This is a genomic window from Aeromonas sp. MaB10011B (assembly GCF_017939325.1).
Taxonomy (GTDB): domain Bacteria; phylum Pseudomonadota; class Gammaproteobacteria; order Enterobacterales; family Aeromonadaceae; genus Aeromonas; species Aeromonas caviae.
In genome coordinates this window covers 21,550-37,093 of sequence record NZ_JAGKRK010000018.1, presented here as the reverse complement: position 1 = coordinate 37,093, position 15,544 = coordinate 21,550, and the positions used below count along the sequence as shown (strand labels likewise).

General features: G+C 62.7%; 10 protein-coding genes. 6 read left to right on the top strand and 4 right to left on the bottom strand.

The genetic code is table 11. The features are described 5' to 3' along the window. Window positions 1–113 precede the first annotated feature (113 nt). The 6 genes from arcB to J9893_RS07240 all read left to right on the top strand — a co-directional run bounded on the left by arcB (window position 114) and on the right by J9893_RS07240 (window position 11,966). Complete coding sequence (gene arcB, locus J9893_RS07265) at window positions 114–2,426, top strand: aerobic respiration two-component sensor histidine kinase ArcB (RefSeq protein ID WP_210600685.1); 2,313 nt, start codon at window positions 114–116, stop codon at window positions 2,424–2,426. 29 nt (window positions 2,427–2,455) lie between these two features. Continuing rightward, window positions 2,456–3,832, top strand: coding sequence for a dGTPase (gene dgt / locus J9893_RS07260; protein WP_201996003.1), 1,377 nt, complete (start codon window positions 2,456–2,458; stop codon window positions 3,830–3,832). 293 nt (window positions 3,833–4,125) lie between these two features. Further along, window positions 4,126–4,329: a hypothetical protein gene (locus J9893_RS07255; RefSeq protein WP_041211124.1), complete on the top strand. Its 204-nt coding sequence runs from the start codon at window positions 4,126–4,128 to the stop codon at window positions 4,327–4,329. Window positions 4,330–4,473: 144 nt separating this feature from the next. Further along, window positions 4,474–8,748 carry a transporter substrate-binding domain-containing protein gene (locus tag J9893_RS07250; protein ID WP_210600683.1) on the top strand — a complete coding sequence of 1,425 codons (4,275 nt, stop codon included), beginning with the start codon at window positions 4,474–4,476 and terminating at the stop codon, window positions 8,746–8,748. Then, window positions 8,741–9,952, top strand: a complete 1,212-nt coding sequence (locus J9893_RS07245) for an EAL domain-containing response regulator (RefSeq protein ID WP_041214588.1) — start codon at window positions 8,741–8,743, stop codon at window positions 9,950–9,952. The genes J9893_RS07250 and J9893_RS07245 overlap by 8 nt, the downstream gene beginning before the upstream one ends. A 37-nt stretch (window positions 9,953–9,989) precedes the next feature. Continuing rightward, window positions 9,990–11,966, top strand: coding sequence for a methyl-accepting chemotaxis protein (locus J9893_RS07240; protein WP_128342008.1), 1,977 nt, complete (start codon window positions 9,990–9,992; stop codon window positions 11,964–11,966). A 167-nt stretch (window positions 11,967–12,133) separates the two neighbouring features. Here J9893_RS07240 and rfaH read toward each other — a convergent pair whose 3' ends face one another. The 4 genes from rfaH to metN form a co-directional block, all read right to left on the bottom strand. Continuing rightward, window positions 12,134–12,634 (bottom strand): transcription/translation regulatory transformer protein RfaH, encoded by a 501-nt coding sequence (gene rfaH / locus J9893_RS07235; protein ID WP_010673182.1) that lies wholly within the window; start codon window positions 12,632–12,634, stop codon window positions 12,134–12,136. A 97-nt stretch (window positions 12,635–12,731) separates the two neighbouring features. After that, entirely contained in the window at window positions 12,732–13,532 is an 801-nt protein-coding gene (gene metQ, locus J9893_RS07230) for a methionine ABC transporter substrate-binding lipoprotein MetQ (RefSeq protein WP_210600681.1), read from the bottom strand. A 26-nt stretch (window positions 13,533–13,558) separates the two neighbouring features. Beyond that, window positions 13,559–14,212, bottom strand: coding sequence for a methionine ABC transporter permease (locus J9893_RS07225; protein ID WP_029313844.1), 654 nt, complete (start codon window positions 14,210–14,212; stop codon window positions 13,559–13,561). Beyond that, window positions 14,193–15,236 carry a methionine ABC transporter ATP-binding protein MetN gene (gene metN, locus J9893_RS07220; protein WP_039040957.1) on the bottom strand — a complete coding sequence of 348 codons (1,044 nt, stop codon included), beginning with the start codon at window positions 15,234–15,236 and terminating at the stop codon, window positions 14,193–14,195. The genes J9893_RS07225 and metN overlap by 20 nt, the downstream gene beginning before the upstream one ends. Window positions 15,237–15,544 lie beyond the last annotated feature (308 nt).

Sequence of the window (15,544 nt, the reverse complement as noted above, 5' to 3'; positions counted from 1 at the left end):
TGCTACCCCAGCCGGAGTGTGACGTTAATCAATAATTGAATACGCGACGGACAAGAGTTCATGGCGCCGTACTGGTATCCTGTTTGCGCAAGAAAAGGGGAGAAAACAACGAGATGAAGCAGATCAAATCCTGGGCGCAATATTACGTCGACCTGATGACCAAGCTGGGACTGGTGCGCTTCAGCATGTTCCTGGCCACCGCCATCATAGTGCTGGCCGTTTCGATCCAGATGGGGGTGACCCTGTTTTTGCGCGGCACCGTGGACATCGTCGACCTGGTGCGCTCTGTCTTCTTCGGCCTGCTGGTGACCCCCTGGGCCGTCTATTTTCTCTCCATCGTGGTGGATCAGCTGGAGGACTCCCGCCAACGGCTGACCCGGATGGTGCGCAAGTTGCAAGACATGCGCGAGCGGGATCTCGAGCTCAACAGCCAGTTGCAGGAGAACATCAGCCGGCTCAACGCCCAGATCGCCGAGACCAACCGGGCCGAGGCCCTGCGCCAGCAAGCCATCGAGGATCTCGAAAACGAAGTGTTCCAGCGGGAGAAGGCCCAGTTGCATCTGGGGGAGCGTACCGCCCTCTTGCGCTCCTTCATCGACTGCTCCCCCGATCTGGTCTATTACCGCAACGAGGACGAGCAGTTCTCCGGTTGCAACCGCGCCATGGAGGAGCTCACCGGCAAGGTGGAGGCGGAACTCATCGGCCTGACCCCGTTCGATGTCTACAAGCACGACATCGCCAGCAAGGTGGTGGAGACCGACAAGCAGGTCTTCGCCCAGAACGAGCCGCTCACCTATGAGCAGTGGCTGGAGTATCCCGATGGCCGCAAGGCCTACTTCGAGCTGCGCAAGGTGCCCTTCTTCGACCGCTTCGGCAAGCGGCTCGGCCTGCTCGGCTTTGGTCGCGACATCACCGAGCGCAAGCAGTACCAGGACAAGCTGGAGAAGGCGAGTCGGGACAAGACCACCTTCATCTCCACCATCAGCCACGAGCTGCGCACCCCGCTCAATGGCATCGTCGGACTGAGCCGGATGCTGATGGATACGCCCCTCGATGCCAGACAGCAGCAGCAGCTCAAGACCATCCACCTGAGCGCGGTGACGCTCGGCAACATCTTCAACGACATCATCGATCTGGACAAGCTCGACCGTCGTCGGCTGGAGATTGCGCCGGCTCCGCTGGATTTGCCCGCCTTCCTCGACGAGCTGGAGACGCTGTCGCGCATCCAGGCGGAGCAGAAGGGGCTCTACCTGCACTTCGACCGGGACGGCGACATGCCCCAGTTCGTGATGGCGGACGGCACCCGGCTGCGCCAGGTGCTGTGGAACCTGGTGGGCAATGCGGTCAAGTTCACCGATGAAGGGGGCGTCACCATACGCTGTCTCGCCCACGCCGCTGATGAACCGGGCAAGCTGGCGCTGCACTTCGAGGTGGAAGACACCGGGGTGGGCATTCCCCGCGCCCAGCAGGAGAAGATCTTCGCCATGTACTATCAGGTGCAGGGCAAGAAGCACGCCACCGGCACCGGCATCGGGCTGGCGGTCTCCCGTCAGCTGGTGCAGGCGATGGGCGGCCAGCTCTACGTGGACAGCGACCCGGGCGAAGGCGCCTGCTTCACCGCCGAGCTGGAGGTGGACTGCGTCGAGCCCAAGGCCGCGGCCCCGGAGCCCGAGATGCCCTGCCTCGATATCCTGCTGGTGGAGGACGTCGAGCTCAACGTGACAGTGGCCTGCGCTCTGCTGAACAAGCTCGGCCATCAGGTCAAGGTGGCGCGGGATGGTGCAGAGGCGCTGGCCATGGCCAACCCGGATGATTTCGACTTGATCCTGCTCGACATCCAGTTGCCGGATATGACGGGGTTCGATGTGGCGGAGCAACTGCTCGCGCGCTACGGCGACAGCCTGCCCCCCATGGTGGCGCTCACCGCCAATGCCACCGGCGATCGCCAGTACTACCGGGATCACGGCATGCAGGATGTGATCAACAAGCCGCTGGGCTCCAAGGCGGTGCGGGAGGTGATAGGCCACCTGTTTGCGGATCTCGCCGGGGACGAGGCGGACGAGCAGGACGATGTCCACCATCAGGATGCCCTGCTGGATCTGCCCTTCCTCACCGATTACGCCAGCACGGTCGGCAAGCCGGTGCTGCTCTCCAGCGTCGAGCTGTTCGAGAAGATGATGCCGGACTACATGGCAGTACTCGACTCCAACATGATTGCCAGGGATCAGGCCGGTGTGGTGGAGGAGGCCCACAAGATCAAGGGGGCGGCGGGCTCCATCGGCCTGCGCCGGTTGCAGCAGACGGCCCAGCTTATCCAGAGCCCGGATCACCCCGCCTGGTGGGAGAACGTGGAAGACTGGATTGAAACCCTGCGCCGGGAATACCCGGGTGACATCGCCCGCCTGCGGCGCTGGCTGCTCTCGTAGACACGACGCCTCAGGCAAGGAGCCACGACATGTATGACCGTTTGATCCCCCCCGAGCGCATTCACCCCTGGGGAGACGAAGACCTGCTGGAGGCGACGGAGCAGGACCGCACCCGCATCGTGCAGGCGGCGCCGGTGCGTCGGTTGCAGCAGAAGACCCAGGTCTTCCCGCTCGATGTGAAAGCCTCGGTGCGCAGCCGCCTCACCCATTCGCTGGAGGTGCAGGAGACCGGTCGCCAGATCAGTCGCCGCATCCTGGCGGCGCTGCCGGCCGGAGTGGTGTGCGAGGGGGCCTTCATCAATCTGGTGGAGATGTCCTGCCTGTTGCACGATGTCGGCAACCCGCCGTTTGGCCATTTCGGCGAGCAGGTGATGAGTCAGTGGCTTGCCCAGGAGCTGGACGGCCTCTTCGCCCGTGCCCACGACCAGTTGCCGAGCGCCCAGTGGGCAACCCTTCGCCAGGATCTGCTGGTGTTTGACGGCAATGCCCAGAGCCTGCGACTGGTGCACAGCCTGCACGAGCTGAACCTCACCCTGGGGCAACTGGCGGCGCTGTGCAAATACCCGCAGCAGCCCCTGCCGGGATTGCACCATCCCCAGGGCTATGGTCAGCACCACGGCTGGACCAGCAAGCGCGGCATCTTCTTCAGCGAACAACCCCTCTATCGTGCCCTCGGCCAGAGCCTGGGGCTGGCCGAGGGGTGCCGTCATCCGCTGGTCTACATCATGGAGGCGGCGGACGACATCTCTTACTGCATCGCCGATCTCGAGGATGCGGTGGACAGGCACATCCTCACCCAGAACGAACTGCTGGCAGCCCTGCGCGAGGCGGACGAGGGCGGTTACATGGCCGACCTGCTCGATGAGGCGCTTGCCTCCGGTCGGGGGTTCTTCCCCCATTTTCGCCAGCATCTGACCCGGGATCTGGTGGCGCTGGCCGCCCATACCTATGTGGCCGAGCACGATCAGATCCTGAGCGGGGCCTATCCCCAGGCGCTGCTGCACGGTCAGGCTCCGGCAGCCCGGGTACTCGATACCCTCAAGCGGGTGGCTCGCGAGCTGGTGTTCATGCGCCCGGAGGTGGAGGCGCTGGAGCTGGAAGGCTATGCCGCCCTGCGCGGGGTGCTCTCCACCTACGCCTGCCTGCTGGCCCTGCCCGTCAGCCAGTTCGAGCGGCTGCTCGCAGGCAACGGCGGGAGCGAGCTCTTCTTTGCCCGGCGGCTGTTCCACCGCCTCTCTGCCCGCCACCTCAAGGCGTACCGGCTGGCGGTGGCGAGCCGGGATCCCCGTTTCGAAAAGGAGAGCGAGCAGGAGTGGTACTACCGGGTGCGGCTGCTGCTCGATTATGTGAGCGGCATGACGGATACCTATGCACTGGAGGAGTTCCGGCTGTTGTCAGGGATTTGACTGAACCTCTTTTTGGCCGCATTCCACCCATATGGGTGGGAGAGATATTGCGTAAAATTCGGTGTTTTTTTACACTGCGGCAACTTGTTCAACTTTCACACGGTAAGGAGACGACCATGCAACATTCCATGTTCAACGTTGCGTTCGTTCGCTGCTCTGGCAGCGCGAAGACTCGTGCTCTTTATTTGCCGCGTGGAGGGGACAGGTAACACCTGCTTTTTTCATCACCCGCGGTTGTCCCGCAGGGTGATCACCTCTCTCCGGGGGAACCGCACGTTCAACTGGAGAATATTATGTCTATCGAACTCGCCCTGCTGCGCCACGTAGAGACCCTGGTTCAAAAAAGGATCACCCGGCTGGAGCGTCGCGTCAGCTACCTGCATCTTTCACCTGCCCTGCTCAAAGACATCGGGCTGGAAGGCAAGGAAGTGCAGATCGCCCACATCCGTGAGCGGGAGTTTCAAACCGGTTTCCGGCTCGGGAACCGAATAACCTGATGGGAGGGGGCATGGCCCCCGACCTGGTGGATGGCAGGCCTGGGCCTGCCATTTTTCTTTCCTGATGAGCATTGTCTCAATTTAGTTGTCGCACATTGCGCCAAACACTCTATGATCCCCCTCCGTTTCGTATGGGAGTTGATAATGTTCCGCCGCTGCTGTCGTCTCATCCTGCTATGTGGTCTGGCTTTCTGGAGCCTGATGGTTGCGGCTGCGCCGGCGCAACTGGACCAGAGCAACTTCACCCTGGACGAACTGCACTGGCTTGCCACCCATGATGAACTGGTCGTCGGCATGCCTTCGGCGGCCTGGCCACCCTATGTCTATACCGATGGGCACGGCAACTTCACCGGCCCCCTGGATGAGTTCGCCTCCCAGATTGCAGCCAGGCTGGGGGTGAGCCTTCGCTACCGTGCCTACGTCAACAATGCGGCGGTCCAGCAGGCCTTGCTGGATGGCAAGGTCGACATGTTGATCGGGGTGGCACCGAGCCCGACCCGCACCCTGCAGATGCAATTTACCTCCGAGCTGATGGCACTGCCCCGCGCCGTGCTGCTGACGGGGGGGCGGGAGAGCCTCTCCCTGGAGGAGGCCTATGGGGTGCGCTGGGTCTGCGTCTTCGGTGTCAGCGCCTGCGATGAGCTGCTGCGCCTGGGGATATCGAACCTGATCACGGCCGACAGCCGGGACGAGGCGATCTTCATGCTCAAGGAGGGCAAGGCTGATGCCTACCTGGCCGAGCTGCCCATGCTGAACAGGCTGCAAGCCATGGCGGGCATGGCGCTGGCCAGGATCGACTGGATGAGGGATACCTCCCTCGCCATGGCCGTGGCGCCCAGGAATGATGTCTTGCAGGGATTGCTGGAGCGGGCCCTCGAGGATATCTCTCCCCTCGAGCGTCGCGCCATTCTGGAGGCGGGGGATATCCTCGACTATGCCCTGGTGAAAAGGAGCAGGGAGATCGTCTTCAATCCGCAGGAGCAGGCGTGGTTGCAAGCACATCCGGTCATCCGCTACGGGGTTGCCCCGGATTGGCCCGGGATGAGCGAGGTGGACGACAGGGGGCGGCTCAAGGGGCTTATTGCCGATATGCTGACACTGATGAGCCAGCGTGCCGGGCTCCAGTTCACCCTGGTGCCGACCCGGAGCTGGGCCCAGAGCATGGCGCTCTTCCAGGATCGCAAGCTGGATCTCATCCCGGCCATGACTCCTACCGCGGAGCGTCAGCAGTTTGCCCGCTTTACCCCCAACTACGCGTCGATCAACCGGGTGGTCGTGGCGAGGCAGGGGATGGCCGAGCTCACCGCCGCCAGGGCACTGAAAGGGCACAGGGTGGGCATGGTGGGGGGCTCGGTGGAGCAGGTCTTGCTGAACGAGGTGGGGGCCATCGCCGTGCCGGTGGCCAGCGATGCCGAATTGCTGCCCCTGCTGGACCAGCAGAAGGTCGACTATGTGCTGATGAGCACCACCACCCTGGAGCAGTCGCTGCAAAAGGGATTCAGCGACCGCTATCAGGTGGTCTTCTCCGGCAGCGACCTGCGGGTACCCATCGCCATGGCGACCCAGTTGCAGGACCCCATGCTGCAGCAGATCCTCACCAAGGTGCTGATCGCCATTCCCCCCGACGAGCTCTCCGCCCTGGAGAAAAAGTGGCTCTCCCTGACCATACAGACGGGACTGGATCCGAAGACGGTGCTGCTCTGGTCCTCCCTCGGCGGCGGCATTTTCCTGCTCTGCCTCTTGCTGTTCATGGGCTGGAACCGGACGTTGCGCCGCCAGATCAGCCAGCGGCGGGAGGCCGAGCGGCGGCTCGAGGAGCAGCTGGTGTTTGTCCAGATGATGCTGGATGCCCTGCCCAACCAGGTGGTGCTGACCAACGAGCGCTATGAAGTGGCAATGACGAACCGGGCGTATCGGCAGATGTTCCTCGGCGGGGAGAACCTGACGGGCTCCTATGAGCGGTTGCTCCAGGATCGATTGCCCGAGTCGATCCGTGCCAGGGTGATGGAGGAGGATGCCAGCGTCTGGGAGAGCGGAGAGGAGCTTCATGGACGGGGCGAGATCCGGTTTGATGACGATCGCCTGCACCAGATGATCTACACCAAGCGGCTCTTTGCGGGGCCCGATGACAAGCGGCTCGGGATCCTGACCGTGCTGACCGACGTGACCGAGCTGGAGCAGGCGCGGTTTGCGGCCCAGGAGGCGCAGACCCGGCTGACCCAGATCACTGACAGCATGCCGGGTCTGGTCTATCAGTATCACTGGCTTGGGCCGGGCAAGGGGCACTTCCTCTACACCTCGCAAGGGGTCAGGGAGATGGTGGGGGTCGAAGAGGACCTGGTCGGCATGGCGGTCACCGGTGCCTCCATCCTGGGGCTGACAGGCAAGGCGCACCAGGACTTCGTGGCCACGGTGGATCGTCATGCCCTGAGCATGCAGCCGCTGGATCTCGAGGTGGAGATCCGGCGCCAGGGGGAGGCGGGCTATTTGCAGATCCGTGGTCATTTCGTTCACCAGGAGGGGCTTGAAGGGGTCATATTGAACGGCGTGGTGCAGGACATCACCAAGCTCAAGCGCCAGGAGCTGGAGCTGCGCCAGGCCAGGCGGGTGGCGGAGGAGGCGACCCAGGCGCGCAGCCGCTTCCTCGCCACCATGAGTCATGAGCTTCGCACTCCCATCTCCGGCATGCACGGTATGCTGGAGCTGCTGCAAATGAGCCCGCTGGATGACGATCAGCGCTACATGTTGCGCAATATCTCGACCTCCACCAACCACCTGCTCTATCTGGTGAACGACATCCTGGACTTCTCCAAGATGGAAGCCGGGCAGTTGCAACTGCACCCCCATCACTGCCGCCTGACCTCGGTGATTTGCGATGTCATCCGGGGACATGCGGCCCTGGCCTATGGCAAGGGGCTCAACGTGACGCTGCGGTGGGGGAAGACGGTGCCGGAACTGGCCTGCATCGACGGGATAAGGGTGGGGCAGGTGATCTCCAATCTGTTGAACAACGCGGTGAAGTTCACCGAGGCGGGGGCGATCGCCATCCAGGTGGATTATGAAGACGACCGGCTGGCCTTCCGGGTCCGGGATACCGGGATAGGCATCGCCCTGGAGCAGCAGCGCACTCTCTTCATCCCGTTCAAGCAGGTGGAGTCCGACACCAATCGCCGGTTTGGCGGCACCGGGCTTGGGCTTGCCATCTGTCATCAACTCACCCAGAAAATGGGGGGGAGCCTGACCCTGGAAAGTACCCCCGGAATGGGCACCTGCGCGACCTTCACGCTGCCCCTGGCCGAGTGCCAGTGGGAAGCGCCGCCCCTGACCGGTCAGGTATGGTGGTGGTTTGGGGAGGATGAGGGGCTGGAATCGGTGATGGCCAGGCTGGGCGCCAGACTGGTTCGCATGGAGGCACACCATTGGCAGCAGCCCCTCGAGGGGCATCTGCTGGCGCAGGAGAATCACCTGGAGCAGGCCCTTGGCAGTGACTGGCTGGCCTGTTTGCAGCGTTCGAACCTCAAGGGCATAGTACTCTCTCCCCATGAGGCCCTGCGGGGACGCATGGGGGGCGACGCCTGGTGGCGACTGGGACAATCGCCTCTCTACCCCGATCTGTTGCTGGAAACCTGCCAGTCACTGTTCAACCAGCAGGCGAGCCAGTCGATGGGGATGGAGGGGGAGAAGCTCAGGGGGCGGGTGCTGGTGGCGGATGATCACCCCGTCAACCGGGCATTGCTGACGAGGCAGCTCGCGATCCTGGGGCTCGAATCCGAGGTGGTGGAAGATGGCGAGGAGGCGCTGCGCGCCTGGCAGGGGCAGGACTTCGCCCTGCTGCTGACCGACTGCCACATGCCGGTGATGGATGGCTATGCCCTCACGCGAGCCTTGCGGGATGCCGGGGACAGTGCTCCCATTATCGGGGTGACGGCCGATACCTCTGAGGAGGCGAGCCAGCAGATGCGTGATGCCGGCATGAACGACATGCTGTTCAAGCCCTACAGCCTGGATGCCCTGAGCCAGACCCTGGGACGCTGGTTGCCGACTCAGGAAGAACAGCTCGCCTCGGAGGCGCCCCGGCAAGCCAGGGTTCAGCTGCCAGGCATAAGCTGGTTGACCCTGTTCGGGGATGAGGCGGTGGCTCGCAGCATGGCCAGCGAATACCTGGAAGCCAACGAGCAGGATGGCGAGGACATGAGGCTGGCGCTGGCCAGCCAGGATACCCAGGCGCTGGTGGAGACGGCACATCGCATCAAGGGGGCCGCGCGCATGGTAGGACAGCAGGCATTGGCAGAGGAGGCGGCCCGGCTGGAGGCGGCGGCCAGATTGAAACAACTGGACAAGCTCGATGACCTGGCCAGGGCGGTACAGGCATTGATGGACTCTATCAGAGGTGAAACGGGGTTATGGCTCGATGAATAGCGCACGGCATGAGTTGGCGATCATGGTGGTGGAGGATCACAACTTCCAGCGCAAGGCCCTGATGCACCAGATCCGCGGACTGGGCTACGGCAACCTGCTGGAGGCGCAGGACGGGGAGGAGGCGCTGGCACAGTGCCAGCACCACAGGGTCGACATCCTGTTCTGCGATCTGCGCATGCCGGGCATGGATGGCATGGCGCTGCTGCGCCGCCTCTCCCTTGGCGGGTTTCGCGGCGGCATCGTGCTGTGCAGCGCCCTGGAGGATGACGTGGTCGATGCCGTGCTGCGCATGAGCCGGGCCTATGGCCTGCAGGTGCTGGGGCGCATCGAGAAACCCGCGTCTCCCCAGCAGATCGCGCAGCTCATCGGTGCCTGGCGGCCCCAGCAGGTACGCAGCCAGGAAGAGGATGGTTATCACCTGACCCTGGATGAGCTGCGCCGGGCGCTGGATCAGGACCAGTTGCTGCCCTGGTATCAACCCAAGGTGGGTTTTCACAACGGGGAGTGGCTCGGCATGGAGGCGCTTGCCCGCTGGCAGCACCCCGAATATGGCCTCATCTCGCCAGCCCGTTTCATCCCGCTGGCGGAGCACAACGGGCTCATCGACCCGCTCACCGAGGTGATCATCGGCAAGGCGCTGCGGGACGGCCACCTGTGGGAGAAGACCGGGCTCTCCCTGAACCTGTCGATGAACCTCTCCACCACCTCCCTCATCGAGGGGGATCTGTGCAACACCCTGCTCAGCCACTGCCAGCGCTGGAGCATCAACCCCGAGCTCATCACCCTCGAAGTGACCGAGAGCGCCTTCGTCAAGGATCTTGGCAAGTCGCTGGAGGTGCTGACCCGCTTGCGGATGCACGGTTTTGGTCTCTCCATCGATGATTTCGGGACCGGCTACTCCTCCATGCAGCAGCTCGCCCTGCTCCCCTTTACCGAGTTGAAACTGGACAGATCCTTCGTGGATCGCTGCTATGAAGATCCCTCTCGCCTAGCCATCATCGAGTCCAGCATCGAGCTGGCTCGCAAGTTGGGCTTGAAATCGGTGGCCGAGGGGGTCGAAGATGAGGCGACCTGGCAATTGCTGGCGAAGCTGGGGTGCGATCAATGCCAGGGCTTCTTCTCCGCCCGCCCCATGCCCCGCGAGGAGCTGATGGGGTGGCATCAGGGTTGGCAGGCTCGTTTGCCCGCGCTCATCAGACGCTAATCCCGGGCAGGATGCCCGACGAATTCCAAGGATGGCCATGAAAATATCAAGCAAGTTGTTGTTGAGCTTCTGTTTTATCAACCTGCTCATCATTCTCTCCTCCGCCCTTGTCTATCATCAGCTCGGCCGGATCGAAGGCTCGCAAGATGCCTTGCTGGCCCAGGCCCTGCCCGCCCTGCAGCGGGACGAGGCGAGCCAGAAAGCCCTGATTGCCACCGTTTCATCCCTGCGGGCCTATCTCATCCTCGGCAAGGATCCGGCACAGGGTGATCGCATCAAACAGGAGTGGGAAGAAGCCTGGCACGCCATCGAGCGCCAGCGTTTCACCCCCGACCTGACCCGGGCACTCAAGGGTTTCAAGGGGGCACAGTCACAGGTGTGGGCCCTGGCTCACACCGAAGAGAACCTGCCCGCCCACACCCTGATGCTGCTCGAGGCCGGCCCCCTGGCGGAATCGGCCCTCGATCAGTTGCAGTCTTTTGCCAATGAAGAGGTGGCGACGCCCCAGGCGACGTTGCCCGGTGACAGGCGCCTGCTGCTCAAGCAGGTGGGGGATGCCTACAACAGCCTGGGCAATGCGCTCTCCGCCCTGCGGGATTTCCTCATCTCGGGGGAGAAGGAGTACCTGGACAAGTACCGGGACTACTACCAGTTTCACCAGCAGCGGGTGGCCGAGCTGAAACAGCAAGAGGCCAACTTCACCGAGGCACAAAAGGGGCTCTGGACGCTCTTTGAAGAGATGTCAGCCCCCTTTGCAGAGCTGGTCGGTCAGGTGATCGAGAAGCGCCAGGCCCCGGACTGGGACAGGGCCAACCACCTGATGGCCACCGAGATAGAGCCCGCCCTGACCCGGCTGGCGGATCAGCTGGCGACCCAGGTGACCCATACCCGTGCCGAGGTGGACAAGATGGCGGGGGAGATGGCGGCCGCCAGTCAGACCATTCATCGCACCCTGCTGCTGGCCACCACCAGCGTCATCCTGCTGGGTACCCTGGTGGCCCTGCTGTTCAGCCGGCGCCTGACCCGGGACATCGCCAGCCTGGTGAAACGGGCGGGCCTGGTGGCCGATGGCCGCCTCCCCGTCACCCCCTTGCCCGTGCTTCGTCAGGATGAGCTGGGAGGGCTCACGGGCTCCATCAACCGAATGTCGGCACAGCTGCGCGAGCTGGTGGGGGAGATCCAGGGGGCGGTCGGTCAGGTGGAAGGGGCTGGCCGCGAAGTGGGCCAGACCACCAATGCCATCGTGGATGATCTGGCGAGCCAGAATCAGCGGCTCGATGCGGTGGCAGCCGCCATCGAGCAGATGTCGGTCAGTACCCGGGATGTGGCGGGCAACATTGCGGACGCGGCGGGAGCGGCTCGCCAGACCGAGCAACAGGCAAGGGAGGGAGAGCAAGCCCTCGCCCGCATGGGGACCACCATGGCGCAGATTGGTGCCATGATTGCCCAGGCAAACCAGGCGATGACGCAGCTCAGCAGCCAGAGCGAGCAGGTGGGGAGGGTCACCGAAGTGATCGCCACTATCGCCGAGCAGACCAATCTGCTGGCACTCAATGCGGCCATCGAGGCGGCGCGGGCCGGTGAGCAGGGACGGGGATTTGCCGTGGTGGCCGATGAAGTGAGGCAGTTGGCCAGCCGCACCAGCGCATCGACCATGGAGATCAACCAGACCATTGCCAGCATCCAGCAGCAGACCCGGGAGACCGCGGATACCGTGGGCAGCGGCACCCTGCTGGTGGAGCAGGGGCGCGGCGCCGTGGCCTCGGTGACCGAGACCCTGGAGTCGATGGCGACGCTGGTGCAGGATCTCAGCGGCCAGCTTGCCGCCATCGCCACCGCCACCGAGCAGCAGTCAAGGGCGGCGCAGGAGGTGGCGGGCACGGTGGAGGAGATTGCCGGGCTCAGCCATCAGTCCAGCGAGCATGGCCAGCAGGGGGAGCAGATCGCCGCCCGCCTGACCCGGGAGACCGGGAGACTGACATCGGCCATCAGCCGCTTCGAACTGGATGCCTGACGCAAGGGAGAGAAAAATGGGGCAGACCTCTGGGTCTGCCCCGTTTTTTTCGGCCCGATAACCTGGTGGTGGAAGGATGCACGTCGCAGGTGCGGTCCTGACCGTTCGGAATCAGGGGGATGGTGTCTTGTGTACTGCCCTGTGGCTCTTTCTGCCGACAGGACGGGTCACTCCAGGCGGCGGAAGGCCTGGTTTTCGAAGCTGCTGCAGGTCTCCTGGTTGAGCAGGTTGACCAGCAGGATGGCCCGCTTTTCGCCATCCGGCTCCAGATAGATGGCTTCAAACCCGGCGAGGGGGCCGGATTCGATAAGTACCTTGTCTCCCTGGGTCGGCAGACGGGCATAGCTGGCGCGCGCCTCGTCGCTGTCGTCCCGGCTCATGAGCCGGTAGATCAGCTGGCTGCTGACGGGGGTCCACTCCTTGCCGAAGTGGATGATGCGACTGATGCCCCGGGTCGATTTCAGGGTGACCGGGGTGACCTCTTCCAGATCCACGTAGATGAAGAGATAGTTGGGGAACATGGGCTCGCGCTGGGGCACGCGCTTGCCTCGCCGCAGTTTTTCAATCTCGACCATGGGGTAATAGGATTCAACGCCCTGGGCTGCCAGATGGGCGCGGGCGCGGGCCTCTTCCTTGGGTTTGCAGTAGGCCAGATACCATTTCTTCATTGTTGTTCTGTTTTTCGTGTTGCCGTGCTTGCGGCTATCATAACGGGGGTAAAAAAAAAGGCCACGCTTGACGTGGCCTTTTTTCCAGAGTGAGTGATTACCAACCTTTCACCAGACCGCCCTTGAACAGTTCGGTTCCCTTCTTGAAGACCTCGTCGGTCTGGAAGGACTGGACGAACTCCTTGACCTTCTCGTCGTCCTTGTTGTTCTCGCGAGCAACGATCAGGTTGACGTAGGGGGACTCCTTGTCTTCGACAAACAGGCCGTTCTCGGTCGGGGTCAGACCAATCTGACCGGCGAAGGTGTTGTTGATGATGGCCAGATCCACGTCTTCCAGGGAGCGCGGCAGTTGTGCGGCTTCCAGCTCGACGATCTTGAAGTTGCGCGGGTTGCTGGCGATGTCCAGTACGGTTGCTTCCAGACCGGCACCCTCTTTCAGCTTCAGCAGGCCCTGCTTCTCCAGCAGGATCAGGGAACGACCCAGGTTGGTCGGATCGTTCGGCACCGCGATCTGGGCACCGTCTTTCAGCTCGGACAGGGCCTTGACCTTCTTGGAGTAACCGGCGATCGGGTAGACGAAGGTGTTGCCGACCGGCACCAGCTTGAAGCCGCGATCACGGATCTGGGCATCCAGGTAGGGCTTGTGCTGGAAGGCGTTGACGTCGACGCTGCCGTCGTTCAGGGCCACGTTCGGGGTGACGTAGTCGGAGAAGGTGACCACTTCGACGGTCAGGCCGTATTTTTCCTTGGCCACCTTGGCCGCGGTCTCAACCAGCTCGGTCTCGGGACCGGCGATGGCGCCCACCTTCAGGGTCTTGTTCTCTTCCTTCTGGCCGCAACCGACCAGTACCAGGGTTGCCAGCAGCGCAGCCGCAACGGATTTGATGCCCAATTTCATAAAAACCTCCTGTCAGAAATCGACGATTAACGATGATCACATTGTTTGACCAGGCGCTCACCCGCGCTCTGGATGAGTTGAACCAGCACCACCAGAATGACCACGGTGACCAGCATGACGGTGGGATCGAAACGCTGGTAGCCGTAGCGAATACCCACATCACCGAGACCACCGCCTCCGATGGCACCAGCCATGGCGGAGTAGTTCACCAGGGTGACGAGGGTGATGATGACGCTGTTGAGGATCCCCGGCAGGGCCTCGGGCAGCAGCACCTTGGCGATGATTTGCAGGGGCTTGGCCCCCATGGCCTTGGCCGCTTCCAGCAGGCCGTCAGGCACCTCCATCAGGGCCCCTTCCACCAGGCGGGCGATGAAGGGAATGCAGCCCACGGTCAGCGGCACGATGGCGGCGATGGTGCCGATGCTGGTGCCGACGATGAAGCGGGTCAACGGAATGATGGCGACCAGCAGAATGATGAAGGGCACCGATCGACCGACGTTGACGATGACGCCCAGGACCTTGTTGAGCAGCGGATTGGCCAGGATCTGGCCCGCCTTGGTCACGTGCAGCGCCACGCCGAGCGGCAGGCCGAGCAGGCAGCCGAACAGGGCGGAGGCAAACACCATGATGAGGGTGTCGCCCAGAGCCGAAATCAGCAGATTAATCATTGCTTCGGACATAACCCATTACCTCCAGCTGAATGTGGTTGTCGATGAGGAACTGTTGGGTGGCCTCGCACTGGGCCTCGTCCCCGAACAGTTCCGCCAGCAGGAAGCCGAACTTGACGCCACCGGCGTATTCGATGTCTGCGCTCAGGATGCTGATGTCGATGTTGAAACGGCGGCTCGCCTCGGAAATCAGCGGCGAATCCACCGTGGTCCCGGTAAAGCCGAGCTTCACCAGGGGATAGCTGCCGGGCACCCGGTCGCTACTCATCCGATCCTGATACTCCTGGGGCACTTCCAGGTGGATGGTGGAGTGGATGAAATCCCGGGCCAGCTGGGTCTTGGCATTGCTGAAGAACCAGGCCACTTCCCCCTGCTCGATGAGACGGCCGTCGCTGATGATGGCCACTTCGTCGCAGATCCCCTTCACCACGTCCATTTCGTGGGTGATGAGCAGGATGGTGAGCCCCAGCTTGACGTTGATCTCCTTGAGCAGGGTCAGGATCGAGCGGGTGGTCTGGGGGTCGAGGGCCGAGGTTGCCTCGTCACACAGCAGGACCTTGGGAGCCGGTGCCAGGGCACGGGCGATGGCGACGCGCTGCTTCTGCCCGCCGGAGAGCTCGGACGGATAGGCGTGGGCACGGGCTTCCAGCCCGACCAGGGCCAGCAGTTCGCTGACCCGGCTCTGGATCTTGTCCTTGCTCCAGCCCGCCAGCTCCAGCGGGAAGGCGATGTTGGCGGAGACGGTGCGAGAGGCCAGCAGGTTGAAGTGCTGGAAGATCATGCCGATCTGGCGGCGAGCCTGAGTCAGATCCCGCTCGCTGAGGGCGACCAGGTCCTGGCCATCGACGATGACCTGCCCCTCGGTGGGGCGCTCCAGCAGGTTGACGCAGCGGATGAGGGTACTCTTGCCGGCACCGGAGGCACCGATCACCCCGAAGATCTTGCCTTGGGGCACATGCAGGCTCACGTCACGCAGGGCGTGCACGGCATCACTGCCTTTACCGTAGACTTTGTTGAGACCGATCAACTTAATCATGGATTCTTCCGTGCTAACAGCCTTAAAGCACAGGGCGCTACAGGCGGGTAAATTGGGCAGAGGTTTCACTGGGTAGCTCTGTCATCATGGAGGATGATGCTAAGATGTCCGGATGGCTGTGTCAACGCATGTTTTTACGTCTAGACGTCTAAAAAATGGATAAGGATTCCCGCCATTTGACTATGGTGTGGAGGTATAACCACCAGCATCAATATTAGATTCCGATTTGATGACTCTAGTCCGAATATATGCTGGTAAATACCTTTTATGTCGTCGATTTGATGCCTCCCCTTCGGACAAGGTGCCCG

Bases quoted from the DNA above. Each gene is read 5' to 3' on its own strand.
- metN (WP_039040957.1), bottom strand. From the start codon at position 15,236: ATGATTAAGTTGATCGGTCTCAACAAAGTCTACGGTAAAGGCAGTGAT.
- J9893_RS07255 (WP_041211124.1), top strand. From the start codon at position 4,126: ATGTCTATCGAACTCGCCCTGCTGCGCCACGTAGAGACCCTGGTTCAA.
- J9893_RS07250 (WP_210600683.1), top strand. From the start codon at position 4,474: ATGTTCCGCCGCTGCTGTCGTCTCATCCTGCTATGTGGTCTGGCTTTC.
- J9893_RS07240 (WP_128342008.1), top strand. From the start codon at position 9,990: ATGAAAATATCAAGCAAGTTGTTGTTGAGCTTCTGTTTTATCAACCTG.
- arcB (WP_210600685.1), top strand. From the start codon at position 114: ATGAAGCAGATCAAATCCTGGGCGCAATATTACGTCGACCTGATGACC.
- rfaH (WP_010673182.1), bottom strand. From the start codon at position 12,634: ATGAAGAAATGGTATCTGGCCTACTGCAAACCCAAGGAAGAGGCCCGC.
- metQ (WP_210600681.1), bottom strand. From the start codon at position 13,532: ATGAAATTGGGCATCAAATCCGTTGCGGCTGCGCTGCTGGCAACCCTG.
- dgt (WP_201996003.1), top strand. From the start codon at position 2,456: ATGTATGACCGTTTGATCCCCCCCGAGCGCATTCACCCCTGGGGAGAC.
- J9893_RS07225 (WP_029313844.1), bottom strand. From the start codon at position 14,212: ATGTCCGAAGCAATGATTAATCTGCTGATTTCGGCTCTGGGCGACACC.
- J9893_RS07245 (WP_041214588.1), top strand. From the start codon at position 8,741: ATGAATAGCGCACGGCATGAGTTGGCGATCATGGTGGTGGAGGATCAC.